The organism is Cupriavidus sp. GW822-FHT06G04 (assembly GCF_058799075.1).
This window is the reverse complement of record NZ_JBXALD010000007.1, coordinates 275,224-300,344: the sequence shown is the minus strand read 5'-3', so window position 1 is coordinate 300,344 and position 25,121 is coordinate 275,224. Positions and strand designations below refer to the sequence as shown.

The following is a 25,121-nucleotide window of genomic DNA, read 5'->3' as shown; positions in this document are numbered from 1 at the left end:
CAGTCATTCGCTGCCAACCGCGATCAGATTGATCGGTCTGGCCGCCGATCGGGGCCATTTTCGGTCCGATCTTCGACGTCGCCGTCGTGTTCGTCGGCATCCCATTCGCCAGCATCCGGCGGCAGCGGCGAGCCGTCCAGACGCGGGTCGTACGGCGCCGGCGCGTCGGGTTGCGACGCGAGCCATTGCGCCACCTCGACAATCGCTTCGCGCAGGCCGTCGAGTCCCAGACCCTCGCGCGCCGACAGGAACACGCGGGTCGGCACGCCGTCCTCGTCACGCTCGACGCGAGGGCCCTGCTCCAGCAATTCGGGCGTCGCGTCGATCTTGTTCATCACGACGATCTGCGGAATGTCCGATGCGTCGATTTCCGCCAGTACGCGGTTGACCTGCTCGATCTGCTCGTGACGCACGGGACTCGATGCATCCACCACGTGCAGCAGCAGATCGGCATGCACCGTTTCGTCGAGTGTGGCGCGGAACGCCGCCACAAGCTGCGTCGGCAGATCACGGATGAATCCGACGGTGTCGGACAGCACCACGTTGCCGAGACCGTCCAGAAACAACCGGCGCGATGTGGTGTCGAGCGTCGCGAACAGTTGATCCGCCGCGTATGCACGGGCCTTGGTCAATGCGTTGAAAAGCGTGGACTTCCCCGCATTGGTGTAACCCACCAGTGAGATGCTCAGCGTGTCATTGCGCGCACGGGCACGACGCTGGGTATGGTGCTGCCGTTGCAATCGCGCCAGATCGGACTTGAGCCGTTTTGCGCGTTCGTCGAGCATCCGGCGGTCCAGCTCCAACTGGCGTTCTCCTGGGCCGCCGCGCATACCGATGCCGCCCTTCTGCCGCTCGAGGTGGCTCCATGCACGAACCAGGCGCGACGCCTGGTATTGCACCTGCGCCAGTTCCACTTGCACCTTGCCCACGTGGCTTTGCGCCCGCTGCCCAAAGATATCGAGGATCAGGCCAGTGCGGTCGATCACATGGCGTTGCAGAAAGCGCTCGAGATTGCGCTGCTGCGCCGGGCTCAACGCATGGTTGAAGACCACCACGTCGGCGTCCAGCGCATCAGCGGCCTGCCGGAGTTCCTCGGCCTTGCCCGAACCGATGAAGAGCGCGGGATCCGGTCGCGAGCGCTTGCCGGTCAGCGTATGCACCGGCACCGAGCCGGCCGTGCTCGTCAGCAGAGCCAGTTCCGAGAGGCTTTCCTGAAAATCGTGCTTGCCAAAATCCACGCCGACAAGAATGGCGCGCGATGGCTCGGTCTGGGATGTAGCTCTGGGTTGCAAGCGGATGGACGCGTGGCGCCGGAAAAAGTGGTTGGGAAAACTGTTACCAATACAGCAACGACTGACCCGACCGCGACAAGTTGCCGCGCCCGGAGGCCGCAAAGCGCCGGGGCGAAATGGAGTTCGATCGGGAAACGGTTGCTGCGGACGATGCCGGGCTGGTAACGCACAAACAGCCGGACAGCAAAGGCGGGGACATGCAATGCGACGGCCGCATGCAAATACGGCCGTCCACTAACGAGGAAAAATCAGGCCTCGGTGGAATCATCCACACGGAAATTCACCGCGCGCGCAGGCACGACGGTAGAAATCGCATGCTTGTACACCATCTGCGTCACCGTGTTGCGCAACAGGACGACGTACTGGTCGAACGACTCGATATTGCCTTGCAGCTTGATGCCATTGACGAGGTAGATGGAAACCGGCACGTGCTCTTTGCGCAGCGCGTTCAGGAACGGGTCTTGTAGCAATTGCCCTTTGTTGCTCATGGCACACTCCAAATTTATAGATTTAGTGATGGATCATGGGGACGAAAGTCCCCGGTTCAAGTCGGTTGACGCAAAAACGCGTCAGAAAAAAGATCAAAAGCGGTACCAGTCTGGCATCAACGCGCAGGGCTCCCCCTGCTACCGTGAATTTAGCCTCAGTTCCAAACGAACGCAAACGAAACTTGGTCGCAAGGAACGGCACCTTTTTGGCTCAATCCTTCGATTCGGCATACGGGTTTTTGTTCGTACGGAATTCGATGCGCAACGGTGTGCCCTTGAGTTTGAACGCCTCGCGGAAGCGGTTTTCCAGATAGCGCTTGTAGCTGTCGGTGATGTTCTGCAGACCGTTACCATGGATCACGACGATCGGCGGGTTGGATCCACCCTGGTGCGCGTAGCGCAGCTTCGGCCGCGACACGCCCGCACGCTTGGGCTGCTGGAACTCCACCGCTTCCTGCAGGACGCGCGTCAATTGCGGCGTCGGCAACTTGACCATCGCCGCCGCGAACGCGTCGTCGATCGAGCGGAACAATGCGCCGATGCCGGTGCGTTCCTTCGCCGACACAAAGTGGAAATTCGCGAAACTCAGAAACTGCAGCTTGCGCTCGAGATCATGCTTGACGCGGTCGCGCTGATGGCCATCCAGGCCATCCCACTTGTTGACGCCAACCACCAATGCACGGCCCGATTCGACGATAAACCCGGCGATATGCGCATCCTGCTCGGAAATGTCCTGTTGGGCATCGAGCAACAGCACCACGACGTTGGCATCCGCGATCGACTGGAGCGTCTTCACCACCGAAAATTTCTCGATCGCTTCGAACACTTTCCCGCGCTTGCGCAACCCGGCCGTATCGATCAGCGTATAAGGCCGGCCACCGCGTTCGAACTCGACGTAGATCGCATCGCGAGTGGTACCCGGCATGTCGAACGCAATCACACGCTCTTCGCCGATCAGCGTATTGACCAGCGTGGACTTGCCGACGTTCGGCCGTCCGACGATGGCGATCTTGGTGCCGCGCTGGTCGGCCGCGCTCTCTTCGGCCAGCTCCGGCCGCTCCTGAACCGCCAGTTCCAGCGCCTCGTCGACCAGTTCGCGCACGCCGTCGCCGTGCGTGGACGAAATCGCATAGGGGTCGCCCATGCCGAGTTCGTAGAAGTCCGCCGCCACCGACGTGTACTTCATTCCTTCCGCCTTGTTGACGGCCAGCATGATGCGACGCCCCGTCTTACGGAGGTAATCGGCGATCACGCGGTCCTGCGGCGCCAGGCCCAGGCGGCCGTCCACCAGGAAGATGACGACATCCGCCTCGACCACCGCCTGGCGCGTCTGTTTGGCCATTTCGGCGACGATCCCGTCCTTAGCGACCGGCTCGAAGCCGCCGGTATCGATAACAATGAACGGACGATCGCCGATGCGCCCCTCGCCGTAATGGCGGTCGCGCGTCAGGCCCGGCAAGTCGGCGACGAGGGCGTCGCGCGAGCGGGTCATGCGATTGAATAGCGTCGACTTGCCCACATTGGGCCGGCCGACGAGTGCGATAACTGGTTTCATGCGATAAACGGAAACAGGGGGCGGCTCGCGCCGTCCCCCAGCAACTCCGGAGTCATGTTGATCCGACAACCAATGTGCTCAGCGCCACTGGCCTCTTTTCCTGTCGGGCGGATGCGGGGCATCTACCCCAATCCGCTGTTGTTGGCACGACCAGGGATCATGCTACCGGATTGGCACCGCCCATGCGACAGGGGCACGGACGGGCTTGCGTGCGTTGGCGATCAGTTCGGCACGAAGCCGTAGACATCGCCGTCGCGGGTCTGGACCACCAGCGTCTGACCTGCCGTGACGGGTGCGGCACTGATGGCACTGCCGTCGGTCTTCATCCGCGCCAGGATCGTGCCGTCTTCCCGCGAAAGAAAGTGGACAAAGCCTTCGTAGTCGCCCACCACCACCGAGCGGCCCACCGTAGCCGGCGCACCAAGGTTACGGTAGCGCAGATCGGTATTCTTCCAGCGCTCGTTGCCGTTCTGGCGATCGAACGAGAAGACCGTCGACGACTCGTCGCTGGCAAACAGCGAAGTTTCGTCCTGGGCCAGCCCGGCGGGCGAGGAAAAATCCTTGCCCCACTGCGGCTGACCATTGGCCAGTTCCAGACACGATACCCGACCCTGGAAGGTCGTGGCGCAAACCTGCCGACCCAACACCGCGGGCACGCCGGTCACATCGTTCAGGCGCTCGATCTCGGACACGCCCTTGGGATACGAAACCGTGCTTTCCCAGCGCAGCACGCCATTGCCCGGCGCTAGCACGCCGAGCTTGCCGCCCGGAAAGCCCATGACGACGCCGTCGCCGGCGAACACCATGCCCATCGCGGCGCGCAGGTTCAGCGGCGTCTGGGAACGCTGGTAGATCCAGCGGCGATCGCCGGAGCCTGCGTCCAGCCCAATGACACGCGTATCGGTGGTCCGCACGATCACAAGACCGTTGCCAACCAGCGGGGCCGACAGCACTTCGCCGTTGACCTGCTTCTTCCAGAGCTGCTTGCCGCTCTTGTCGAACGCGTAGATCGCGCCCTTTTCGCCCGCCACCGCGGTGATATCGCCATCCGAACCGGGGCCGGACGTCAGGTCGAGATCGGTCTTCGCCTTCCAGAGCGTCTGCCCGCTGGCGGCGTCAAGCGCCATGACCGAACCGTTTTTAGCCGATACGAAAACAGCGTTGCCGGCCGCCACGGGCGCCATGACATACGGGCCGCTTTTGCCCACATCGGCCTTCCACGCCTGCTTGACCGACAAGGTGGCGGAAACCGGCTTCAACTCGGTGGGCTTGTGCTTGTTTTCCTTGCTGAACAGCGAGCAACCGGCCAGCAGGCCGAGACAGGCCCCGGCCAGAAGCGTGCGCGAAGCGGCTGTACGAAGCAATGACGTCATAGGAAGCGGTCCTGAATATTTGAATAAGGTCGGCAACCCGCTCAAGCGGTGCCCAATGCGTCGAGCTTGAACTGGATGATCTGGCGCATGCCAGCCTCGCCCGCGCCGAGCTTTTCCAGTGCGCGGCGATAAGCCGCACGTGCGTCTTCGCGCTTGTCCTGCGCGGCAAGCAGATCGCCGCGACGATCCGCGAACAGTCCCGCGTATTGCGCAGGCTCGTCCTTCAGCAGCGCCAGGCCCTGGTCGTACGCTTTCTCGTCGAGCAGCACACCGGCCAGGCGCACGCGGGCCAAAGGCGCGTAGTTATCATCGCCATGATCGATCACCCACTGCAGCTGGGTCTTGGCGCCAGCCAGATCACCTGCGTCGTACAGCACCTTGGCTGCAGTCAGCGCGCTCATCGGGCCATACGCCGTGCGGCCGAACTTCTCCTCGAGATCAGTGGCTGCGCGCTTGACGCGCTCGGCATCGCGCGACTCCGCGGCCTTTGTCACCTGCTCGTACAGGACGGCGGCATCGGCGGCCTGCGTGCGCTGCCAGTACTTCCAGCCCAACCACCCTGCCAGAGCGAGCAACACCACAATCAACGCCCAGGTGACAGTATTTCCGTACTGGTTCCACCAGGCCTTGAGACTTTCCAGCTGTTCCTGTTCTTCTAGATCGTAAGCCATGTCGAGGCAGCTACCCGCATTGGTTGAAATTGACACGGCCGCTTCCGGTGACGGCAGCGGCCGTGGAACTTGATATCGACGAAAGCGTTATTGCTCGTCGTCCTCGTCGTCAGACTCGATCTGGTCGACCATTGCATCGATGATGAAGTCGACCAGGTTTTCCGCCGGCACACTTGTCTGCGGACCGCCTTCAGCGGCATTGCCGCTGCGCAGTTGCTTGACCTGCACCGTGCCCGCCGCGATTTCGTCCTCGCCAATGATAACGGCAAAGGAAGCGCCGCTTGCGTCCGCGCGTTTCATCTGCGACTTGAAACTGCCGCTCTTGCCGTCGGGCGTGGCGTGAAGCACCACGTCCAGGCCCGCGTCGCGCAGACGTTCCGCCGCGATCATCGCCTGCAGGCTGGCCGCCTCGCCCTGGTGGACCATATAGATGTCGCACCCCGGCGCTTCCGGCGTCAACTTCTCCTCGCGGATCAGCTCGATGATCCGCTCGATACCCATTGCCCAGCCACACGCGGGCGTCGGCTTGCCGCCCATCTGCTGGATCAGCGGATCGTAGCGGCCGCCGCCAGCGATCGTGCCCTGCGCGCCAAGCTTGTCGGTGATCCACTCGAACACCGTCAGGTTGTAGTAATCGAGGCCGCGCACGAGACGCGGGTTGATCTTGAACGGAATGTTGTTGGCCTTGAGGATGCGCTGCACGCCGTCGAAATGCGCGAGCGACTCCTCACCGAGGAAATCGATCAGCTTGGGGGCGTTGGCCGCCATCTCCTGTAGCGCCGGATTCTTGGTGTCCAGCACCCGCAGCGGATTGGTGTACAGACGTCGCTTGCCGTCGTCATCGAGGATGTCCTGGAAGCCCTCGAGATACTTGATCAGTTCCTCGCGGTGCGCCGCGCGTTCGTGCGCCTGCCCCAGCGAATTCAACTCCAGGCGGACGTTGGTCAGGCCCAGGTCGTCCCACAGGCGTTGACACATCAGGATGATTTCGGCATCGACATCCGGGCCCGCAAAGCCAAGCGCTTCCGCACCGAGTTGGTGAAACTGACGATAGCGGCCGCGCTGCGGCTTTTCATGCCGGAACATCGGCCCCGTGTACCACAGCCGCTTCGGGCCGTCGTACAGCAGGTTGTGCTCGATGATCGAACGCACCGCGGCCGCCGTCCCCTCCGGGCGCAGCGTCAGATTCTCGCCGTTCAGCGAATCGGTGAAGGAATACATTTCCTTCTCGACGATGTCCGTCACCTCGCCAATGCCTCGGACAAACAGCTGGGTATGCTCGACGATCGGCGTGCGGATTTGTTGATAACCATAGGCGCGCAGCATGCTGCGCGCGGCGTTCTCGAACATTTCCCACAACGGGGCGTCGGCGGGCAGCATGTCGTTCATGCCCTTCACGCCCTGCAGTGCCTTTGCGGCCTTCGTCTTGTCTTCGCTCATGTTTTCGTCGTTGATTCCAGTGCCTCCCGAGCGCATGCGCTCAGGCCACTGCTTGCTGTGTTGCCTGTTTCGCGCCCGGGCCATAGTGCGAGCGGACATACTCGTCCACGATCGCCTGGAATTCCTGGGCAATATTGTCGCCGCGCAGCGTCTTGACCTTGACCCCGTCGACGAATACCGGCGCCGCCGGCGATTCGCCCGATCCGGGCAGGGAAATACCGATATTCGCGTGCTTGCTTTCGCCCGGACCGTTGACGATGCAGCCCATCACGGCCACATCCATTTCCTCGACGCCTGGATAGGCATTCTTCCAGACCGGCATCTGCTCGCGCAGGTACGACTGGATGCTCGCGGCCAGTTCCTGGAAGGTCGTACTGGTAGTCCGGCCGCAGCCGGGACATGCGATGACCATTGGGGTGAAATTGCGCAGCCCCATCGTCTGCAGGATTTCCTGGCCGACGTAGACTTCCTTCTCGCGCGGCGCGCCCGGTTCGGGTGTCAGCGAAATACGGATGGTGTCGCCAATGCCTTCCTGCATCAGCACCGACAACGCGGCAGTCGATGCAACGATGCCCTTGCTGCCCATCCCGGCCTCTGTCAGGCCCAGGTGCAGCGCGTATTCGCAACGGCGTGACAGTTCGCGATATACCGCGATCAGGTCCTGCACTTGCGAAACCTTGCACGACAGAATGATCTGGTTGCCAGGCAGGCCGATTTCCTCGGCCTTCTGCGCGGATTCGATCGCCGAGGTGATCAGCGCCTCGATCATCACGTTCTGCGCCGGCCATGGCGTCGCGCGATTGGCGTTTTCGTCCATGATGCGGGCGAGCAATTCCTGATCCAGGCTGCCCCAGTTCACGCCGATGCGGACGGCCTTGTCATAGCGGCAAGCCATCTCGATCATCTCGGCAAACTGTTTGTCGCGCTTGGCGCCCTTGCCGACGTTGCCGGGGTTGATGCGGTACTTCGACAAAGCCTGCGCGCACTCGGGAAAATCGTGCAGCAGCGTATGGCCGTTGTAGTGGAAATCGCCCACCAGCGGAACATTCACGCCCATGCGGTCGAGTTGCTCGCGAATCGCGGGAACGGCCGCCGCGGCCTCCGGCGTGTTCACGGTGATGCGGACGATCTCGGACCCGGCACGCGCCAGTTCCTTGATCTGGATGGCCGTGCCGATCGCGTCGACCGTATCGGTGTTCGTCATCGACTGTACGCGCACCGGCGCACCGCCACCGATCGTCACGACGTTATCGCCCCAAACGACGCTGGCCTTGCGCGATACGCGACGCGGCAGCGGACCCGGAATGACCGGCTGGGAAACGTTCTGATTCATTGCATTACCACCTTCATCAAGCATGGTTGACTGCGCTGCCACGGCCCACGCTACTGCAGGGTCAGGCGCGCCACGTTATTCCGGTTGGCGGACTGGAAGTCGACGGGCGCGCCATTGTGCGCCACGGATTCCACGCCTTTCACGTTACCGAGGACGACCTTGTACGGCCCCCCCGCGCCGCTGGACGATACGGTGTCGCCAGCCTTCGCCGTTCCGCCAAGAATGACCTTGCCGGTACGGTCACGCACTTCGTACCAACTGTCGGCGGCAAAACGGATTTGAACAGCGCTGTCGCCCGACGGAGGCGTAGCACCGGAAGAATTTTTTGATACGGCGGGCGCCGGGGATTGAGCCGGTGCCGGGGATTGGGCCGGCGCTAGCGCTCCGCCCGTGGCCAGCGGCATTTCCGCTGGCGCGGGCGCGGCCGAGGCCGGAACGGCTTCCGAAGGTGCCGGCGAATCGTTACCGGCCATCACCGGCGGCAATGCGGCGGTGATCGTGCCGTCGCCATTGCTCTGCCGCGTAGCGGGGTCCTCGGCCGGCCCCGCCGCTACGACGGCAGCAGGCGCCGCGGCACTGTTGCGCGCCTCGTCAAACCACGCCTTCGCGCGATCGAAGCCAAAATATGCGCCAGCCCCCACCAACGCCACGACGCACACCAGCCAGAGCCAACGGCCACCCGCCCCGCCGCCCTTGGAACCGAACCGCTTGCGATCGTCGAACGCCTGGTTGATCGCGCCCTCGTGCCGTCGCGTGATGCCGGTCACGGGCATGGCCTGCGCCTGCGCGTGATAACGCCCCAGCAGATTGTCGATATCGATTTGCAGCGTACGTGCATAGGCGCGCATCACGCCTTTGGCAAACGTCACATCGGCCAGGCTCGACACATCGCCGGCCTCGATCGCCACAAGCTTGCTCGGCGACACCTTCAGCCGTGCGCTGACATCCTCGAGCGACAGGCGTTGCGCTTCCCGACCATCCTTCAGCTGTGCCCCGATTTCGCGGGCCACGGCCTCGCGGTCGGAGTCTCGTGCCGCGCCGCCGCCGACGAATGTCGTCGTTGTAGCCTGGCTTTCGGCGCGCTCTTGATCACTCATCCCAAGCTCCTCTTTCGTATGCTGTCAGCTCACGAGAATCGGGAAACCGATTGCGCAGTTCCGCGATCATCGCGCTCTGCGTCTGGGCGTCGCCCTGCCGATGAGCAATGCGCGCGCCCAGCCAGAGGGATTGCGCGTTGACAAAACGGCTGCCGTTGACGCGACCGACATATTGTTTGGCCTGCGCCATGTCCCCGCGTTGATAGTTCAGTTGTGCGAGCCCCATGATCACCGTGGGATCGTTGCGGTCGTAACCGTAGGCCGCCTGCAGGCTCTTTTCCGCGCCCGCCAGATCGCCGTTGCGCATCTTGCAGGCGCCAAGATTTGTCAGCGGCTTCACCGGCCCATTGACCGACGGCGCTTGCACGGCGCGCTGCAATGTCGCCTTGCCGTCCGCGTAGCGGTTGGTCTGACACAGAAACCAGCCGTAGTTGTTGAGCACATCGGGATCGTTCGCACGCATGTTCAGCGCCGTGCGGAAGCTGTCCTCGGCCAGCGCGGTCTCGTTCATGCCCATGTAGATCAGGGCGCGGACGTGATAGGCATCCACGTTGGTGGGATCGATGCTGATGGCCTGCTTGACCTCGTCAAGCGCGACCGGATACTGACGCGCTTCGAGGTACTGCGTAGCAAGACGCAAACGGATGGCGGCGCGTTTATTCGCGCTGGTCTGATCGGAGGCAGTCTTGATGTCCTGCGTCGGTGCGCTGGGCAACGTACAGGCGGACAGCATCAACAACCCTGTGAGGGCAGCGACTATCAGACGAGTCATGCAGGACGGGCCTCTTTTCGAGCGGGACTTGCCGCGACCGGAACCAGCGGCGTGATCTTGCCGAACTTGCCGCGCTCGGCAAGGCGGGTTCGATCCATGACCTCGCCAGCCAGCTGCCCGCAGGCGGCGTCGATATCGTCGCCGCGGGTCTTGCGGATCGTGGTGACGATGCCCGCATCCAACAGCACCTGGGCGAAGCGGCGGATCTGCTCGTTATTCGAGCGCTTCAGCCCGGATTCCGGGAACGGATTGAATGGGATCAGGTTGAACTTGCATGGCACATCGGCCACCAGCTTCAACAGTTCCCGCGCATGCTCGACAGTGTCGTTGACGCCATCGAGCATGCAATATTCGAATGTAACGAAATCGCGCGGCGCGAATTCCAGATAGCGACGGCATGCCGCCATCAATTCGGCCAGCGGATATTTGCGATTGAGCGGAACCAGCACGTCGCGCAATGCATCGTTCGACGCGTGCAGCGATACGGCCAGCGCCACCGGCAGGTCCTTCGACAGGCGGTCCATCATCGGCACCACGCCCGACGTGGAAAGCGTGACGCGACGGCGCGACAAGCCGTAGGCGTTGTCGTCGAGCATCAGCCGCATGGCCGGCACGACTGCATCGTAATTGAGCAGCGGCTCGCCCATGCCCATCATCACCACATTGGAGATGACGCGGTCGTCCTTCGGGCCACGGCCCAGCTGGGTGCGCATCGCGAATTCGGCCATCCAGAGCTGACCGATGATTTCGCCGGTCGACAGGTTGCGGGAGAAGCCCTGCTTGCCAGTCGAGCAGAATCGGCAATTGACGGCGCATCCCGCCTGGGACGAAACGCACAGCGTGCCGCGCGTTTCCTCGGGGATGTACACCGTTTCCACGGCATTTCCGGCGCCAACGTCGATCAGCCATTTGCGCGTGCCATCGGCCGACAGGTTGTCGGTGATGACGGCAGGCGCACGGATCTCGGCGCGCGTCGCAAGCTTTTCGCGCAGCGACTTGGCGAGATCCGACATGGCGTCGAAGCGGCTGGCGCCGAACTGGTGGATCCAGCGTTGCAACTGCCGCGCGCGGAAAGGCTTCTCGCCGAGCTCGCCGCAATAAGCGGTGAGCGCGTCCGCGTCGAGGTCGAGCAGGTTGACGAGATCATTCATGACGGCAGTTTCCAGCTTTGACAACAGGTTCAGTCGTGATGTCTAAAGACAATCAACGGCTGTAAACGTTCATGCCTGGGAAGAAGAACGACACTTCAACCGCGGCGGTTTCAGGTGCATCCGAACCGTGCACTGCGTTGGCATCAATGCTGTCGGCGAAATCGGCGCGGATCGTGCCCTTTTCAGCCTTCTTCGGGTCGGTGGCGCCCATCAGGTCGCGGTTCTTGGCGATTGCGTTTTCGCCTTCCAGGGCCTGGATCATGACCGGGCCCGAAACCATGAAGTCAACCAGGTCCTTGAAGAACGGGCGCTCCTTATGGACCGCGTAGAACTGCTCGGCTTCACCGCGCGACAGGTGAACCATCTTGGCAGCAACGATCTTGAGGCCGGCGGCCTCGAAACGGGCGTAGATCTGGCCGATAACGTTCTTGGCCACGGCATCCGGCTTGATAATCGACAGGGTGCGTTCGATCGCCATGAAAAACTCCGAAAAATGAAGGGGTTACAAATGGATTAAACGTGCAATTCTAGCACGACCGCATGGCGGATTCGAATATGGCCGGCGATGGTGGACATGGCGCACTCTCGGACATCGGCGCACCGCGAATTTGATATTCATAAATCACATTACAATCGTGAAATGTGGGAACACCCCGCCTGCACGCGCGTCCAAATGTTGGCGTTTTCGGAAAACAACTATTCACAGGGGTAATTGTCAAGACAAGGCCCCTTGCAAATCCGCGGGCGCGATGCCACATTGGCGCTGTGCCGTCGGGTCGTCCCGGCGCCTCACCGTATATCTGATGACAGGAGTCATGATGAACAACAAGCTGAATACCTATGGATTCGGCAATAGTGCAGCGGGCGTCACCGATGTGGCCGTCCGCAACCGGGTCCTCCGCAATACCTATTGGCTGCTGGCGCTGTCGATGGTGCCGACGGTCCTCGGCGCCTGGATCGGCGTCGTAACCGGCTTCACGGCGCTGATCTCTGGCAGCCCGATGATGTCGGCCCTGCTCTTCCTGGCCGTCGCCTTCGGCTTCATGTTCGCGATCGAGAAGACCAAGAACAGCAGCATGGGCGTGGTCCTGCTGCTGGGCTTCACGTTCTTCATGGGACTGATGCTGGCACGCATCCTGAGCATTACGCTGTCGTACTCCAACGGCCCGGCGCTGATCATGTATGCGTTCGGCGGCACCGCCGCGGTGTTCGGCGCGATGGCAACCATCGCCACGGTCAGCAAGCGCGATTTCTCGGGAATCGCCAAGTTCCTGTTCGTCGGCGTGATCCTGCTGATTCTGGCAAGCCTGGCCAACATCTGGCTGCAACTGCCGGCTCTGATGATCACCGTGTCGGTCATCGCCATCGGCATCTTCTCGGCGTTCATCCTGATCGACGTGCAGCGCGTGGTGAATGGAGGCGAGACCAACTACATCACGGCGACGCTCGCGATTTATCTCGATGTCTACAACGTGTTTGTGAATCTGCTTTCGCTGCTGGGGATCTTCGGCGGCAGTCGCGATTGACGTGACATTACAGTCAACAAAAAACCGCCCTCGGGCGGTTTTTTGTTGTGCCGGACGCGGACTCGCCGTTTAGTCGCGCTCGAATACCGCGATGGATTCCACGTGCGAGGTGTGCGGGAACATGTTGACCACCCCGGCGCCCGCCAGACGGTAGCCGGCCTCATGCACCAGCAGTCCGGCGTCGCGCGCGAGCGTGGCGGGGCTACACGACACATAGACGATGCGCTTGGGCAACACGTCGCTGCCGGCCTGATTCAGCTCGCCCAAGGCCTTGCAGACGGCCAGCGCCCCTTCGCGCGGTGGGTCCACGAGCCAGCGATCGAAGCGGCCCAGCGCGGCGATGTCTTCCGCGCTCACCTCGAACAGGTTGCGGCACGCAAACGTGGTCTTGTCGGCCAGCCCGTTGTACTGCGCATTCGCCAGCGCGCGCGTGGTCAGCGCTTCGCTGCCTTCGATACCGGTCACCGACGCACCCTGCGTGGCCAACGGCAGCGTGAAATTGCCAATCCCGCAAAACAGGTCGAGCAGTCGATCGGTCGGCTGCGCATCGAGAAGCCGCAGTGCGCGTCCGATCAGCACGCGATTGATCTGATGGTTGACCTGCGTGAAATCCGTCGGCTTGAACGGCATGCGGATGCCGAATTCCGGCAGCGTATAGGCCAGTTCCTGCTCTGCGGGATAAAACGGATAAACGGTGTCCGGCCCCTTCGGCTGCAGCCAGAACTGGACCCGGTGCTGGTCGGCGAACGCGCGCAGCAGGTCTTTGTCCGCGTCGTTGAGCGGTTCGAGGATGCGAAGCACCAGGGCCGTTACCTCGGCGCCCATCGCCAGCTCGATCTGCGGCATGCGCTCGCGGATCGACAATCCCGAAACCAGCTCGCGCAATGGCACAAGCATCGCCGATACATGCGGCGGCAAGATCTCGCAGCGCGTCATATCGGCCACGTAGCTGCTCTTGCGCTCGTGGAATCCCACCAGAACGCCGCCCTTCTTGGCCACGTAGCGCACCGTCAGGCGAGCGCGGTAGCGATAGCCCCAATCGGGACCGGCGATCGGCCGGAACACCACATCGGGCTTCACCTTGGAGAGGTGCCAGAGGTTGTCTTCGAGCACGCGCTGCTTGATCGCCAATTGCGCGCGCGAATCGAGATGCTGCATCGAGCATCCGCCGCAAACGCCAAAGTGCTGGCAACCCGGCTCCACGCGCATCACCGACGGCTGCTTGACCTCGACCAGATGCGCTTGTTCGTAGCTCGGCTTGCGGCGAAAGCTCTTGTAGCTGACGGTTTCGCCCGGCAGCGCGCCTTCAACGAAAATCACCTTGCCTGGGGTGCCGTCGTCGTTCTCCAGACGGCCGACGCCCCGCGCCTCCATGTCGAGGCTATGGATCGTGACAATGGGATCGGCGGGCGGATGCGATGCGCTGGCTGCGGCACCTGGCTGGGCCGATTGGGTAGACGGGGAAGACACGGCTTGAGACACCAGTGGGACCTGACGTATTGTTTTGCGAAAGCGCGATTGTAGTCCAGTCAGGAAGCCGTCACGACAGACATGCGTGGCGCAACGGAGCAGATCACCATGGAACTGATTTCGTGGAACATCCAGTGGGGTCGCGGCGTCGATGGGCGGGTCGATCTGGCGCGCATCGTCCAGACCATGCGCGACATGGCGGACGCAGATGTGCTGTGCCTGCAGGAGGTGACGCGCGGCTTTACGGATATAGCTGGACAGCCGCAACACGACCAGATCGCCGAACTACGCGCCTTGCTGCCTGGCTATCGCGTGATGTTCGCGCCGGGCGTGGACCGCGTGCACGGCGACGGCACGCCGCGTCAATTCGGCAACGTCATCGCCACACGACTGCCGGTGCTCGAGATTTTTCGACATGCGCTGCCGTGGCCTGCCGATCCGGACGTGGCGTCGATGCCGCGTGTCGCGCTCGAAGTCACGCTGATGGAAAACGCCAAGCCGCTGCGCGTCATCTGCACGCATCTCGAGTACTACTCGAAATCCCAGCGCGCCGCGCAGGCCGATGCGCTGCGCCAGTGGCACGCCGAAGCCTGCGCCCACGCGCAACGTCCGGGCAAATCCGAAAAGAGACCCGGCCCCTTCACGCCCGAGCCGCGCCCCGCCTCGGCGATCCTTTGCGGGGATTTCAACAGCAGGCCCGATGACATCGCTTATCGAAGAGTGCTGGAGCCATACACCGGCACCACACTGAACTGGCGCGATGCCTGGTGTCATGCGCACCCCGGCCAGCCCCATGCACCAACCTGCGGCCTGTACGACAAGGAACAGTGGCCGGAACCAGCGTTCGCCTGCGATTTCGTGTTCGTTACTGACGACCTGCTGCCGCGCTTGGACAGCTGCGAAGTCGATGGACAGAGCCGCGCGTCCGATCACCAGCCACTGCTGCTGAAACTGCGGCCGTAAGAAACGCCGCGCCCGCTCACTCGTCGTCTTCGAACTCGGGGCTCATCGGCTGCAGACGGAACGCGCGCAGATACTCCATCCATTGCGCGCCCGGCAGCTCGGCCAGCGTTTCCTGCACGAGCGACACTTCCATGTCGAACTCGCGCGGCGTGAGGCCGCCGCGCATCAACTGAAATCGGCAATACATCAGGTATGTATTGACGACGTCGGTTTCGCAATAGTCGCGGATTTCGCTGAGCTTTTTTTCCTGGAAAGCCTGCCAGACCTTGCTGCCGTCCATGCCCATCTTGCCCGGAAAACCGCATAGCTTGGCCAGATCATCGAGCGGCGCGCTGGCTCTGGGCTGATACATCGCCAGCAGGTCCATCAGGTCCAGATGCCGCATGTGGTAGCGGCTGATGTAGTTGTTCCACTTGAAGTCGCGGCTGTCGTCGTCGCGACCTTCGCCCATTTCCCAGTAGCGCGGGGCCGCCACGCCATGGATCAGGCCTCGATAGTGCAGCACTGGAAGGTCAAAACCGCCGCCGTTCCACGACACCAGTTGCGGACTGTAACGCGCGATCAGTTCGTAGAACTTCTGGATCAATGTGGCTTCGCCATCCTCGAGCGTGCCCAGCGATCCGACGTGGAAAACCGCCGAGCCATCGCGCTGGGTCCGGCGCAGCACGCACGAGATGGCGGCCACGCGCTGCAGGTAATGCGGCAGGAAATCGGAGCCGGTCTTTTCCCGGCGGGCAGCAAATGCATGTTCGGCGACTTCCGCGTCGCTCATCGATGCAGGATGGTCATGCAAACGGCGCAGGCCGTCGACATCGGGAATCGTCTCGATGTCGAATACCAGCACAGGGGTCATAAAACTGCGTCCTTGCGTACACCTTGCGAAGCGAAATGCCGCTTGAGCTTGACCAGCGCCTCCTGCTGGATCTGACGCACGCGTTCGCGCGTGAGACCCATCTCCTCGGCCAGCTCTTCAAGCGTGGCCGGCTCGATATGGTTGAGGCCGAAACGGCGCTCCACCACATAGCGATGTTTCTCCGACAGGCGCGCCAGCCAGAGTTTCATCAGGTTCTCCAACTCGCGGTGAGCCACTTCCTGATCGGGCGCGGCGTTATGCTCGTCGGACAGAAAATCGAGCAGGCTGGAACCGGGATCGAGATCGAACGGCGTATCTAGCGAGGTGGTGTGTTCATTGAGTGCCAGCACGTCCTGCACCTCGTCCGGCGTCTTGCCGAGCAGGTGGGCGATGTCCTCGAGGCTGGCGTCGCGGCCGTCGGTGCCACCTTTTTCAAGATGGCGCTTGGCGCGCAGGACTTGGTTGAGTTCGCGAATCACGTGCACCGGCAGGCGTACGGTGCGCGCCTGGTTCATGATCGCGCGCTCGATGCTCTGGCGGATCCACCACGTGGCATACGTCGAGAAACGGAAGCCGCGCGACGGATCGAATTTTTCGATCGCGTGCATCAACCCCAGGTTGCCTTCCTCGATCAGATCGAGCAGCGGCACCCCGCGATTGAGATAACCCTTCGCGATGCTGACGACCAGACGCAGATTGCGCTCGATCATCACTTGCCGCGCGGAAAAATCACCGCCCTTGGCCAGCGTGGAAAAGTGCAATTCCTCGGGCGCCGAGAGCAGCGGCTTGATGCTGATGCGATTCAGATAGTGCTGGACGGTATCGGCGGCCAGCTCCGTGTGCAGCACGGTGCGGAAGTCGTCAGGCTCGGGCGCGGCTTCGCTGCTGGCCTCTTCCTCTTCGTCTTCCGATTCGTCGTCGCCTTCGTCATCGTGATCGGATTCGTCCGCGCCGTTTGCCTCGGCGCGGCGGCTCGCTCGCGACATGGGGGCGATAGGCTCATCGGTGACGGGCACCATGTCGGAGGCCGGATCGACGCCGAGCACTTCGGCATCGATCTCGTCGTCAGGTTGTCTCGCCACTCCAGCCTTTCCTTCCGGCTGCTTGGGACGACGGGTCCTGCTGACAACTCCGGATGAGACAGTTTTCTGGCGTGGCATGAAACCTCACTGTGGCGGCAGATACCGCATCGGATCGACCGGTTTTCCGTTCTTGCGAACCTCGAAGTGCAGCTTGACCCTGTCAGTATCACTGTTACCCATTTCGGCAATCTTCTGGCCCTTGCGGACCGTTGACTGCTCTGCCACCAGCACCTTGTCGTTGTGACCGTAGGCGGTGAGATACGTGTCGTTGTGCTTGATGATGACAAGATTCCCGTAGCCGCGCAAGGGGCCAACATGAATCACGCGACCGTCATCGGCAGCGGTTACAGGATCGCCTTTTTTGCCCCCGATATCGATGCCCTTGTTGCCCTTGTCGTCAAATTTCCCGATCAATTGACCGGTAGCCGGCCAGGCCAGACGCACGTCGCCAGCAGGCGCCGAAGCACCGGCCGATGCGGTTGCCGCGGGCGGCAGCGCTGCAGGTGCGGAAGACGCGACAGGGGCGCTCGACGATGCGCTCATCGGCGTGCCAACGGGACGCGAGGCGTCGATCGGCTGCGCCTGCACGGTACCCGGTGCGACCGGCACGGTGGCCACGCCCGGCGCCGCGTTGACGTCGGCGCTCGGCGGCACCACGCGCAGCAACTGGCCGACCTCGATCTGGTTGGCATTGGCCATGTTGTTCCACGCGGCCACATCGCGATAGGACTGGCCGTTTTCCAGAGCGATACGGTAAAGGGTATCGCCACGCTTGACCCGATAGTATCCGGGCGGCGCGGGTTCCACCGGCGCAGCGCTGGCCTGGCCCGGCGCGCCACCGGTTGTGCGGTCTACCACGGGGGCGGGCATGGGCGAATTGGCGCAGGCCGCCAGCACGGCCGCGCAAGCAACGACGCTGAGGTGCTGTCCGATTCGTGCGAGATTCTTCGGATTCACGATGTTGTGCATAGTTCGACTCAGATGGTGCCCGATTTTAAAGGCACAAAGAAAACAGCTTCAAGCGCGGTTCGGTGAAACCGATGCCGATTGAGGCGCTCGATCAGCAAAAGTTGCTGGGTGACCGTCTGGCCTTGGGCGCCGCCACCGGTGGCCACCACGGGTGCGATCAGACGCCCACCGATGGCCAGTTGCTCCAGCAGTGCCTGCGGCACTTCCATCCCCGCGGCCGCGAGGATGATCGATGAGAACGGCGCCGCCTGCGGCAACCCCAGCATGCCGTCGCCGTAGTGCAGGCGAATGTTCGGCACGCGCAGCGGACGCAGGTTGGCCTTGGCCTGTTCGTGCAGCGGACGGATCCGCTCAATGGAGAACACTTCCTGCGCCACCAGGCTCAACACTGCAGCCTGATAGCCACAACCCGTGCCGATTTCCAGCACGCGGGACAGTGGCTGCTCTGCCGGCAGCCCTTCGCGCAGCAGCTCGATCATGCGCGCCACCACGGAAGGCTTCGAGATTGTCTGCTGGTGGCCGATCGGCAGCGCCGCATCCTCGTAAGCCTGCGAGGCGAGACCAGGTTCCATGAAGAGATGGCGAGGCACGGTCGCGATCGCGCTCAGCACACGCTCGTCGCGAATGCCGCCAGCGCGCAGGCGCGCCGCCAGTGCCGCCCGTGCGCGATCCGACGCCATGCCGCCTCCGCCCGCCCGCGCCGCGGACGTGCGCGCCTCCACCGCGCTGCCGGGCGCAGGCGGCGCCAGTGGCGGAGCGGCAGGCTTGCGCGGCTTGACCGTGGCCGGCGCCGGCGCGGCCGCGCGCTTGCCCACCGCCGGCAATCCAGCGGTGCGTGCAGGCGCGGGCTTGCGTTCGACCACCGCATCGAGCGGCAGCGGAAAGCGGGATCGGCGCGGCGTGGAACTCATTTCGGTTGCGACGCAAGAACAGGATGAAAAATCAGGCAAGACACGGCGAGACTGCAGACTTCAGCGCGGCGGCGCACATGGCGCGTATAGCAGATGCGAAAGAACGGCCGAAACGCGCCCGACGATGACACGCTCACCCCAACCACTGCGCAATCTGCTCAAGTTGGCCGCGGTGGGTCAGATCCAGTTGCAGCGGGGTCAGCGAGACATAGCCGTTGGCCGTCGCATGGAAATCGGTGCCCTCGCTGGCGTCGCGCGCGTCACCAGCGGGCCCGATCCAGTAATTCGTCTCGCCGCGCGGATTGACTTGCGTGATGACCGGTTGGGACGGATGGCGCTTGCCCAGCCGCGTGGCACGATGTCCGCGCAAATGCTCGTATGGCAAGTTTGGAATGTTCACGTTCAGCAGGAACGGCTCGACTGGCGGTTGTGCGATCACGCGCTCGACGATCTCGCGGGCGACGCGCGCCGCTGCATCGACATGTTCCCAACCCTTGTCGACTTGCGAGAATGCAATGGACGGAATGCCGAACAGATACCCTTCGATGGCCGCGGCTACCGTGCCCGAATAGAGCACGTCCTCGCCCATGTTCTGTCCCTGGTTGATTCCCGAGACCACCAGGTCGGGCCGGTCTTCGAGCAGGCCGGTCAAGGCCACGTGCACGCAGTCCGTCGGCGTGCCGTTAATAAAGCGGAAACCTTTCTGCACACCTTCGCGCGCCTCGAAGACCGACAGCGGCCGTTGCAGCGTCAGCGAATTGGACGCGCCGCTGTGATTCTGTTCGGGGGCGATCACCGTCACGCGCGCCAGGGGCGCGAGTGCCGCATGCAGGACGGCCAGCCCTGGCGCGAGATAGCCGTCATCGTTGGCAAGAAGGATATGCATGGCCGCGATTGTACCTGAGCAAGGCGTCGCTGGCGGCACCGCGCATGCACCGCAAACGGGACAAACGCCCGCCCCTGCGACACGGCCATGCGGCGCCCGAATGGGCGACATGCAGCGATTTTTTCGACAGAACGACCGTGCTTTTCTTGCGCTACACTTGCCCGCAGCCTGCAGGCCTGCCGCGTACATGACAGCTGCACGACATGACCCCATCACAACTGGAGACAAGATGAAAGCCGTACTGTGTAAAGCCTGGGGACCGCCCGACTCGCTATCGCTGGAAACGCTTCCCGACCTGACGCCGGGCGACGGCGAAGTGGTCATCGACGTGAAGGCCGCCGGCGTGAATTTCCCGGATGTGCTCATCATCCAGAACAAGTACCAGGCCAAGCCGGAGTTGCCCTTCTCGCCAGGTTCGGAGCTTGCGGGGGTGGTCAACGCGGTCGGCGCGGGTGTCACGCACGTCAAGCCCGGCGACAAGGTCATCGCCTACCTGGGCAATGGCGCCTTCGCCACGCAGGCCAAGGCGCCGGCGAAAGCCGTGGTGCCGATGCCGCCCGGCATCGACTTCGACGTGGCCGCCGCGTTCACGCTGACCTACGGCACCTCGCACCACGCCGTGGTCGACCGGGGCGAACTGAAAGCCGGGGAAACCATGCTGGTGCTGGGCGCGGCCGGTGGCGTCGGGCTGGCCGCCATCGAGATTGGCAAGGCGATCGGTGCGCGCGTGATTGCCGCGGCGTCGACCGACGAAAAGCTCGCGGTTTGCAAGGAGCATGGCGCGGACGCCGTGATCAACTACACCACCGAAGACCTGCGCGAACGTATCAAGGCGCTGACCGACGGCAAGGGCCCCGATGTCATCTACGATCCAGTCGGCGGCATCTACGCCGAGCCGGCATTCCGCTCGATCGCCTGGCGCGGCCGCTATCTGGTGGTGGGCTTCGCCAATGGCGAGATTCCAAAGATTCCGCTGAATCTGGCGCTGCTCAAGGGTGCGTCGCTGGTAGGCGTGTTCTGGGGCGATTTCGCGCGGCGGGAGCCCAAGGCCAACCAGGCCAACATGGCGCAGATGCTCGGCTGGATGAAGGAAGGCAAGATCCGCCCGCATATCTCTGCGCGATATCCGCTGGAACAGGCGCCCCAGGCGCTCAAGGACATGGAAGCGCGCAAGGTGACCGGCAAGATCGTGATCACTCCGTAACCGTCGCGCCAACGACCGCGGAGCGGCCCGCCCCGCCCCGCCGCGGGCCGCTCCGCGCTTGCGCCCCGCCCGATCGCCCGGGCCGGCGGCGCAAACCGCGGCATCTCAGAGTTTTTCGGTCTCGCCGGACTTCGGCTGCCACTTCATCAGCCGTCTTTCCCCCACCGTCACCATCCAGTCCAGCACCAGTGCAAACGCGGTCAGCACGACAATGCCGGCGAATACGGTGTTGATGTCGAACGTGCCTTCGGCCTGCAGGATCAGGTATCCCACGCCGCGCGCCGATCCGAGATATTCGCCCACCACGGCGCCCACAAAGGCCAGGCCTACCGACGTGTGCAACGACGAAAACACCCAGCTCGTCGCGCTGGGCAGATACACGTGACGCAGCAATTGCTGGCGATTTGCGCCAAGCATGCGCGCGTTGGCCAGCACCACCGGGCTCACTTCCTTCACGCCCTGGTAGACGTTGAAGAACACGATAAAGAACACCAGCGTAACGGCCAGCGCCACCTTGGACCAGATCCCCAGCCCGAACCAGACCGCGAAGATCGGCGCCAGGATCACGCGCGGCATCGAATTGGCGGCTTTCACATAAGGATCGAGCACGGCCGACGTGAACGGGCTCAGCGCCAGCCACAGTCCGACCCCCAGCCCGGCCACCGTGCCAATGCCGAAGGCCAGCACGGTTTCGATCAGCGTCACGCCCAGATGGATATAGATGTCGCGCTCGACGACGAACCAGCTCCAGATGCGCTGCGCCACCACGAGCGGCTCGCCAAAGAAGAATGCCACCTGCTCGGAGCGAGTGGCGAAATGCCACACCAGCAGGATCACCACCAGGAGCAGCAACTGCCAGACGCGCAGCATGCCTTGGGAGTCGGGACGAAATGCCATGATCTTGTTCTTGTCCGGAAAGTCGGTAAATCAGGCCACCTTGCGCTGCTGCGCGTAGCCCTTGAGCACTTCCTCGCGCAGCACGTCCCAGATGGCGGCGTGCAGCTCGACAAAGCGCGGATGATTGCGGATCTCGGCCACATCGCGCGGACGCGGCAGGTCGATGACGAACTCGCCGATCGGATGCGTCCCCGGGCCCGCCGACAGCACCACCACGCGGTCGCTCATGGCGATGGCCTCGTCGAGGTCGTGCGTGATGAACAGCACGGCCTTGCGCTTGGCCGCCCAAAGCTCGAGCACTTCGTTCTCCATCAGCTGACGCGTCTGGATGTCGAGCGCTGAAAACGGTTCGTCCATCAGGATGATGTCGGGGTCCATCACCAGCGTCTGCGCCAGGCTCACGCGCTTGCGCATGCCGCCCGACAACTGGTGCGGATAGCGGTCGCCAAACCCGCCCAGTCCCACCCGCCGCAGCCACTCCTCGCCCTGCGCCGCGGCGTCCGCACGCGGCACGCCGCGAAACTCCAGGCCCGCAATCACGTTGTCCAGTGCGCTGCGCCAGGGCATCAGCGCCTCGGTCTGGAACATGTAGCCGGCGCGCGTGTTGATCCCCTTGAGCGGTTCGCCGAACACGCGCACTGTGCCGGTGGATGGCTCCAGCAGGCCAGCCGATACGTTCAGCAGCGTGGACTTGCCGCAGCCGGTGGGCCCCACCACGGAGAGGAATTCGCCGGGCTGGATGGACATCGTGACATCGCGCACCGCGGTGTAGCGTTGCGCGCGATCTTCGCGCGAGACGAAGGTGCAGGTCACGTTTTCGAGGGAAAGTGCAGGCGTGCTCATGACGGCATGACTCTGAGAAACGTTTCGCCCGCCGGGCGGCGGCGCACGGCGGGCGATGGAGGCGTCCAGCGGGACGGAATGCTTACTTGTACTTGGCGTTGGCCTTCTGCACGAACGTGTTCGTGAAGGTGTTCTCAAGCTTGATCGACTTGCCCTTGAGTTCCGGGTCGAACTGCTGGAGCGTGTTCAGCGCCGTCTTCGGGCCGTCCGCGGGCATCGCGCCATCGGGCGAGATCGCTTCCTTCACCTTGTCCCAGGCGGACAGGTACAACGCGCGATCGCCGAGCAGATAGCTTTCCGGCACGGTCTTGACGATGTCCGACGGACCGGCCTTCTGCAGCCACTTCAGCGCGCGCACCATGGCGTTGGTCATCGCCTGCGTGGTGTTCGGGTTCTGCTCGATAAACTTGGTCGATGCGTACAGGCAGCCCGACGGCATGTTGCCGCCGAACACCGACTGCGTTTCCTTGAGCGTGCGGGTATCCGACGCGATCTTCACCTCGTTCTTCTGCGTCAGCATCGAGATCACCGGATCGAGATTAGCCATCGCGTCGATCTGTCCGGAGCGCATGGCCGACACCGCGCCAGCGCTGGCGCCCACGCCGATGAACGACACGTCGGACGGCTTCAGGCCGGCCTTGGCCAGCACGAAGTTGGCCATCATGTTGGTCGACGAGCCCGGCGCGGTCACGCCGATCTTCTTGCCCTTCAGGTCGGCGATCGACTTGTAGGTCGGCATCGTCTTGTTGGACACCACCAGCACGATCTGCGGCGCGCGGCCCTGCAGCACGAATTCCTGATAATGCTGGCCCTTGGCCTGCAGGTTGATGGTGTGCTCGTAGGCGCCCGACACCACGTCGGCGCTGCCGCCCACCACGGCCTGCAGCGCCTTGGCGCCGCCGGCGAAGTCGACGATTTCCACGTCCAGGCCTTCTTCCTTGAAGTAGCCCAGACGCTCGGCAATGGTCAGCGGCAGGTAGTAGAACAGGTTCTTGCCGCCGACGGCGATGGTGACCTTCGACTTCTCGGGCTTGCCTTGCGCGAATGCGCTGCCGAACGTGAACCAGCCTGCCAGGAACAGCGCCAGCGCGATCAGCAGCTGTTTCCAGAAAGGTTTGTTGTACATATTGCTCTCCTGCCTTTTTTACTTCTGTTTGAACGAGGGCGTGACGCGCCACCGCGGGCGCGCCGCAAAGCGGCTCCCGGCGATGCTACCCGACGGCGGACGTCCCCGCATCGGGGCAACACCTGATGCGGGGACAAGCGCGGCGGCGATGATGCTACGCCTGCGGCCTTTCAAACAGCTTGCCCGCGGATTATTCGGCGTGGATGTCGGCGGACTTGATCACCTTGGCCCAGCGCTGCAGTTCGGCCTTCTGGAATTGATCGAGCTGCTGCGGGTTCATGTAGCGGGCGTCCGCGCCCAGTTCCTCGGCCTTCTTGCGGAAGGCCTCGGTCTTCATGATCTTCTCGATCTCGCTCGTCAGCTTGTCGATCACGGGCTTGGGCGTGCCGACCGGCGCGTACATCGCAAACCAGGACGACACATCGAGATCGGGATAACCGGCCTCGGGCGCCGATGGCACGTCCTTCAGGCTCGGCAGGCGCGTCTTGCTGGTGACCACCAGCGGGCGCAGCTTGCCGGCGGCGATATGGCCCATCAGCGGCGGCGGCGTGGTGATGGTCATGTCGACGTTGCCGCCGAGCAGATCGGTCATGGCCGGGCCGGTGCCCTTGTACGGGACGTGCGTGATCTGGATGCCCGCCATCTGGTTGAGCAGTTCGGTCGATACGTGCTGCAGCGACCCATTGCCGGACGACGCGTAGTTGAGCTTGTTCGGATTGGCCTTGGCGTAGGCCACGAGCTCCTTGAGCGACTTCACCGGCAGCCCGGGACGAACCACCAGCACCTGCGGCGCCGACAGCAGGTTTGCCACCGGCGCGAAGTCCTTGACCGGATCCCACGACGTCTTGGTCAGCAAGGGCGTGATCACGTGATAGCCCGAATATTGCACGAGCAGCGTGTAGCCGTCTGGCTTGGCGCGCTGCACGGCCTGCGCGGCGATCGTGCCGTTGCCGCCCGGCTTGTTGTCGACCACCACCGACTGGCCCAGCGCCTTGGCCAGCGGCTCGGAAATCAGACGTGCCGCCAGATCCGTAGTGCCGCCCGCCGCCGCCGACACGACCAGCATGACGGGTCGATTGGGATAGCTGCCCTCCTGGGCTTGCGCGGCCGCCGTGCATGCCAGACCGGCCATCGCCAGTACGACGCCGGCGCCGATGAGATTGCGCTTCATGTTGTCTCCGATTGTTGTATTGAGGAAATCGTTCGCTGGTGTGCCGCG

24 protein-coding genes are annotated in these 25,121 nt (G+C 63.3%); 3 read left to right on the top strand and 21 right to left on the bottom strand.

Annotated features, from left to right (window positions below; all coding sequences use genetic code 11):
- Positions 1-23 precede the first annotated feature (23 nt).
- The 11 genes from hflX to ndk form a co-directional block, all read right to left on the bottom strand.
- Positions 24-1,292 carry a GTPase HflX gene (gene hflX, locus AC1RKI_RS17945; protein ID WP_061959141.1) on the bottom strand — a complete coding sequence of 423 codons (1,269 nt, stop codon included), beginning with the start codon at positions 1,290-1,292 and terminating at the stop codon, positions 24-26.
- Between the two features lie 248 nt (positions 1,293-1,540).
- Positions 1,541-1,780: an RNA chaperone Hfq gene (gene hfq / locus AC1RKI_RS17940; RefSeq protein WP_061959142.1), complete on the bottom strand. Its 240-nt coding sequence runs from the start codon at positions 1,778-1,780 to the stop codon at positions 1,541-1,543.
- Between the two features lie 211 nt (positions 1,781-1,991).
- Entirely contained in the window at positions 1,992-3,335 is a 1,344-nt protein-coding gene (der, locus tag AC1RKI_RS17935; RefSeq protein ID WP_061959143.1) for a ribosome biogenesis GTPase Der, read from the bottom strand.
- Between the two features lie 221 nt (positions 3,336-3,556).
- Complete coding sequence (gene bamB / locus AC1RKI_RS17930) at positions 3,557-4,708, bottom strand: outer membrane protein assembly factor BamB (RefSeq protein WP_061959144.1); 1,152 nt, start codon at positions 4,706-4,708, stop codon at positions 3,557-3,559.
- A gap of 41 nt (positions 4,709-4,749) precedes the next feature.
- Positions 4,750-5,379, bottom strand: a complete 630-nt coding sequence (locus tag AC1RKI_RS17925) for a YfgM family protein (RefSeq protein ID WP_061959145.1) — start codon at positions 5,377-5,379, stop codon at positions 4,750-4,752.
- Between the two features lie 87 nt (positions 5,380-5,466).
- Positions 5,467-6,819 (bottom strand): histidine--tRNA ligase, encoded by a 1,353-nt coding sequence (hisS, locus tag AC1RKI_RS17920; protein WP_492795073.1) that lies wholly within the window; start codon positions 6,817-6,819, stop codon positions 5,467-5,469.
- A gap of 40 nt (positions 6,820-6,859) precedes the next feature.
- A complete protein-coding gene (gene ispG, locus AC1RKI_RS17915) occupies positions 6,860-8,152 on the bottom strand; it encodes a flavodoxin-dependent (E)-4-hydroxy-3-methylbut-2-enyl-diphosphate synthase (protein ID WP_061959147.1) in 1,293 nt (430 codons plus the stop codon).
- 50 nt (positions 8,153-8,202) lie between these two features.
- Positions 8,203-9,249: a RodZ domain-containing protein gene (locus AC1RKI_RS17910; RefSeq protein ID WP_150982690.1), complete on the bottom strand. Its 1,047-nt coding sequence runs from the start codon at positions 9,247-9,249 to the stop codon at positions 8,203-8,205.
- The gene (gene pilW / locus AC1RKI_RS17905; protein ID WP_492795070.1) at positions 9,242-10,021 is read right to left on the bottom strand and encodes a type IV pilus biogenesis/stability protein PilW; all 780 of its coding nucleotides are present in this window, start codon (positions 10,019-10,021) and stop codon (positions 9,242-9,244) included. The genes AC1RKI_RS17910 and pilW overlap by 8 nt, the downstream gene beginning before the upstream one ends.
- Positions 10,018-11,172, bottom strand: a complete 1,155-nt coding sequence (gene rlmN / locus AC1RKI_RS17900; protein WP_061959156.1) for a dual-specificity RNA methyltransferase RlmN — start codon at positions 11,170-11,172, stop codon at positions 10,018-10,020. Before rlmN ends, pilW begins: the two co-directional genes overlap by 4 nt.
- Before the next feature lie 52 nt (positions 11,173-11,224).
- Entirely contained in the window at positions 11,225-11,650 is a 426-nt protein-coding gene (gene ndk, locus AC1RKI_RS17895; protein ID WP_061959150.1) for a nucleoside-diphosphate kinase, read from the bottom strand.
- 340 nt (positions 11,651-11,990) lie between these two features.
- On the opposite strand from ndk, the gene AC1RKI_RS17890 reads away from it, so the two are divergent.
- The gene (locus tag AC1RKI_RS17890; protein ID WP_061959157.1) at positions 11,991-12,698 is read left to right on the top strand and encodes a Bax inhibitor-1/YccA family protein; all 708 of its coding nucleotides are present in this window, start codon (positions 11,991-11,993) and stop codon (positions 12,696-12,698) included.
- 69 nt (positions 12,699-12,767) lie between these two features.
- On the opposite strand, the gene rlmD is transcribed toward AC1RKI_RS17890, so the two are convergent.
- Positions 12,768-14,096: a 23S rRNA (uracil(1939)-C(5))-methyltransferase RlmD gene (gene rlmD / locus AC1RKI_RS17885; protein WP_338127432.1), complete on the bottom strand. Its 1,329-nt coding sequence runs from the start codon at positions 14,094-14,096 to the stop codon at positions 12,768-12,770.
- Positions 14,097-14,276: 180 nt separating this feature from the next.
- Between rlmD and AC1RKI_RS17880 the strand changes: the two genes are divergently transcribed.
- The gene (locus tag AC1RKI_RS17880; protein WP_492795067.1) at positions 14,277-15,131 is read left to right on the top strand and encodes an endonuclease/exonuclease/phosphatase family protein; all 855 of its coding nucleotides are present in this window, start codon (positions 14,277-14,279) and stop codon (positions 15,129-15,131) included.
- 16 nt (positions 15,132-15,147) lie between these two features.
- Here AC1RKI_RS17880 and AC1RKI_RS17875 read toward each other — a convergent pair whose 3' ends face one another.
- The 5 genes from AC1RKI_RS17875 to surE all read right to left on the bottom strand — a co-directional run bounded on the left by AC1RKI_RS17875 (position 15,148) and on the right by surE (position 19,832).
- A complete protein-coding gene (locus AC1RKI_RS17875) occupies positions 15,148-15,984 on the bottom strand; it encodes a 3'-5' exonuclease (protein ID WP_492795065.1) in 837 nt (278 codons plus the stop codon).
- Complete coding sequence (rpoS, locus tag AC1RKI_RS17870; protein ID WP_061959152.1) at positions 15,981-17,144, bottom strand: RNA polymerase sigma factor RpoS; 1,164 nt, start codon at positions 17,142-17,144, stop codon at positions 15,981-15,983. Before rpoS ends, AC1RKI_RS17875 begins: the two co-directional genes overlap by 4 nt.
- Positions 17,145-17,150: 6 nt before the next feature.
- Positions 17,151-18,035 (bottom strand): peptidoglycan DD-metalloendopeptidase family protein, encoded by an 885-nt coding sequence (locus tag AC1RKI_RS17865; RefSeq protein WP_061959153.1) that lies wholly within the window; start codon positions 18,033-18,035, stop codon positions 17,151-17,153.
- 8 nt (positions 18,036-18,043) lie between these two features.
- Positions 18,044-18,946, bottom strand: coding sequence for a protein-L-isoaspartate(D-aspartate) O-methyltransferase (locus AC1RKI_RS17860; RefSeq protein ID WP_222156502.1), 903 nt, complete (start codon positions 18,944-18,946; stop codon positions 18,044-18,046).
- Positions 18,947-19,079: 133 nt separating this feature from the next.
- Positions 19,080-19,832: a 5'/3'-nucleotidase SurE gene (gene surE / locus AC1RKI_RS17855; RefSeq protein ID WP_150982959.1), complete on the bottom strand. Its 753-nt coding sequence runs from the start codon at positions 19,830-19,832 to the stop codon at positions 19,080-19,082.
- Between the two features lie 229 nt (positions 19,833-20,061).
- On the opposite strand from surE, the gene AC1RKI_RS17850 reads away from it, so the two are divergent.
- Positions 20,062-21,036, top strand: coding sequence for an NADPH:quinone oxidoreductase family protein (locus tag AC1RKI_RS17850; RefSeq protein WP_150982958.1), 975 nt, complete (start codon positions 20,062-20,064; stop codon positions 21,034-21,036).
- A gap of 105 nt (positions 21,037-21,141) precedes the next feature.
- Here AC1RKI_RS17850 and AC1RKI_RS17845 read toward each other — a convergent pair whose 3' ends face one another.
- The 4 genes from AC1RKI_RS17845 to AC1RKI_RS17830 all read right to left on the bottom strand — a co-directional run bounded on the left by AC1RKI_RS17845 (position 21,142) and on the right by AC1RKI_RS17830 (position 25,073).
- Complete coding sequence (locus AC1RKI_RS17845; RefSeq protein WP_150982908.1) at positions 21,142-21,933, bottom strand: ABC transporter permease; 792 nt, start codon at positions 21,931-21,933, stop codon at positions 21,142-21,144.
- Positions 21,934-21,963: 30 nt separating this feature from the next.
- A complete protein-coding gene (locus AC1RKI_RS17840) occupies positions 21,964-22,776 on the bottom strand; it encodes an ABC transporter ATP-binding protein (RefSeq protein ID WP_061960100.1) in 813 nt (270 codons plus the stop codon).
- An 82-nt stretch (positions 22,777-22,858) separates the two neighbouring features.
- Positions 22,859-23,902, bottom strand: coding sequence for an ABC transporter substrate-binding protein (locus AC1RKI_RS17835; RefSeq protein ID WP_492795061.1), 1,044 nt, complete (start codon positions 23,900-23,902; stop codon positions 22,859-22,861).
- Between the two features lie 190 nt (positions 23,903-24,092).
- Positions 24,093-25,073: a Bug family tripartite tricarboxylate transporter substrate binding protein gene (locus tag AC1RKI_RS17830; RefSeq protein WP_061960102.1), complete on the bottom strand. Its 981-nt coding sequence runs from the start codon at positions 25,071-25,073 to the stop codon at positions 24,093-24,095.
- Positions 25,074-25,121 lie beyond the last annotated feature (48 nt).

Coding starts and splice junctions, on each gene's coding strand:
- hfq (WP_061959142.1), bottom strand. CDS start 1,780: ATGAGCAACAAAGGGCAATTGCTACAAGACCCGTTCCTGAACGCGCTG.
- der (WP_061959143.1), bottom strand. CDS start 3,335: ATGAAACCAGTTATCGCACTCGTCGGCCGGCCCAATGTGGGCAAGTCG.
- bamB (WP_061959144.1), bottom strand. CDS start 4,708: ATGACGTCATTGCTTCGTACAGCCGCTTCGCGCACGCTTCTGGCCGGG.
- AC1RKI_RS17925 (WP_061959145.1), bottom strand. CDS start 5,379: ATGGCTTACGATCTAGAAGAACAGGAACAGCTGGAAAGTCTCAAGGCC.
- hisS (WP_492795073.1), bottom strand. CDS start 6,819: ATGAGCGAAGACAAGACGAAGGCCGCAAAGGCACTGCAGGGCGTGAAG.
- ispG (WP_061959147.1), bottom strand. CDS start 8,152: ATGAATCAGAACGTTTCCCAGCCGGTCATTCCGGGTCCGCTGCCGCGT.
- AC1RKI_RS17910 (WP_150982690.1), bottom strand. CDS start 9,249: ATGAGTGATCAAGAGCGCGCCGAAAGCCAGGCTACAACGACGACATTC.
- pilW (WP_492795070.1), bottom strand. CDS start 10,021: ATGACTCGTCTGATAGTCGCTGCCCTCACAGGGTTGTTGATGCTGTCC.
- rlmN (WP_061959156.1), bottom strand. CDS start 11,172: ATGAATGATCTCGTCAACCTGCTCGACCTCGACGCGGACGCGCTCACC.
- ndk (WP_061959150.1), bottom strand. CDS start 11,650: ATGGCGATCGAACGCACCCTGTCGATTATCAAGCCGGATGCCGTGGCC.
- AC1RKI_RS17890 (WP_061959157.1), top strand. CDS start 11,991: ATGAACAACAAGCTGAATACCTATGGATTCGGCAATAGTGCAGCGGGC.
- AC1RKI_RS17880 (WP_492795067.1), top strand. CDS start 14,277: ATGGAACTGATTTCGTGGAACATCCAGTGGGGTCGCGGCGTCGATGGG.
- AC1RKI_RS17875 (WP_492795065.1), bottom strand. CDS start 15,984: ATGACCCCTGTGCTGGTATTCGACATCGAGACGATTCCCGATGTCGAC.
- rpoS (WP_061959152.1), bottom strand. CDS start 17,144: ATGCCACGCCAGAAAACTGTCTCATCCGGAGTTGTCAGCAGGACCCGT.
- AC1RKI_RS17865 (WP_061959153.1), bottom strand. CDS start 18,035: ATGCACAACATCGTGAATCCGAAGAATCTCGCACGAATCGGACAGCAC.
- AC1RKI_RS17860 (WP_222156502.1), bottom strand. CDS start 18,946: ATGAGTTCCACGCCGCGCCGATCCCGCTTTCCGCTGCCGCTCGATGCG.
- surE (WP_150982959.1), bottom strand. CDS start 19,832: ATGCATATCCTTCTTGCCAACGATGACGGCTATCTCGCGCCAGGGCTG.
- AC1RKI_RS17850 (WP_150982958.1), top strand. CDS start 20,062: ATGAAAGCCGTACTGTGTAAAGCCTGGGGACCGCCCGACTCGCTATCG.
- AC1RKI_RS17845 (WP_150982908.1), bottom strand. CDS start 21,933: ATGGCATTTCGTCCCGACTCCCAAGGCATGCTGCGCGTCTGGCAGTTG.
- AC1RKI_RS17840 (WP_061960100.1), bottom strand. CDS start 22,776: ATGAGCACGCCTGCACTTTCCCTCGAAAACGTGACCTGCACCTTCGTC.
- AC1RKI_RS17835 (WP_492795061.1), bottom strand. CDS start 23,902: ATGTACAACAAACCTTTCTGGAAACAGCTGCTGATCGCGCTGGCGCTG.
- AC1RKI_RS17830 (WP_061960102.1), bottom strand. CDS start 25,073: ATGAAGCGCAATCTCATCGGCGCCGGCGTCGTACTGGCGATGGCCGGT.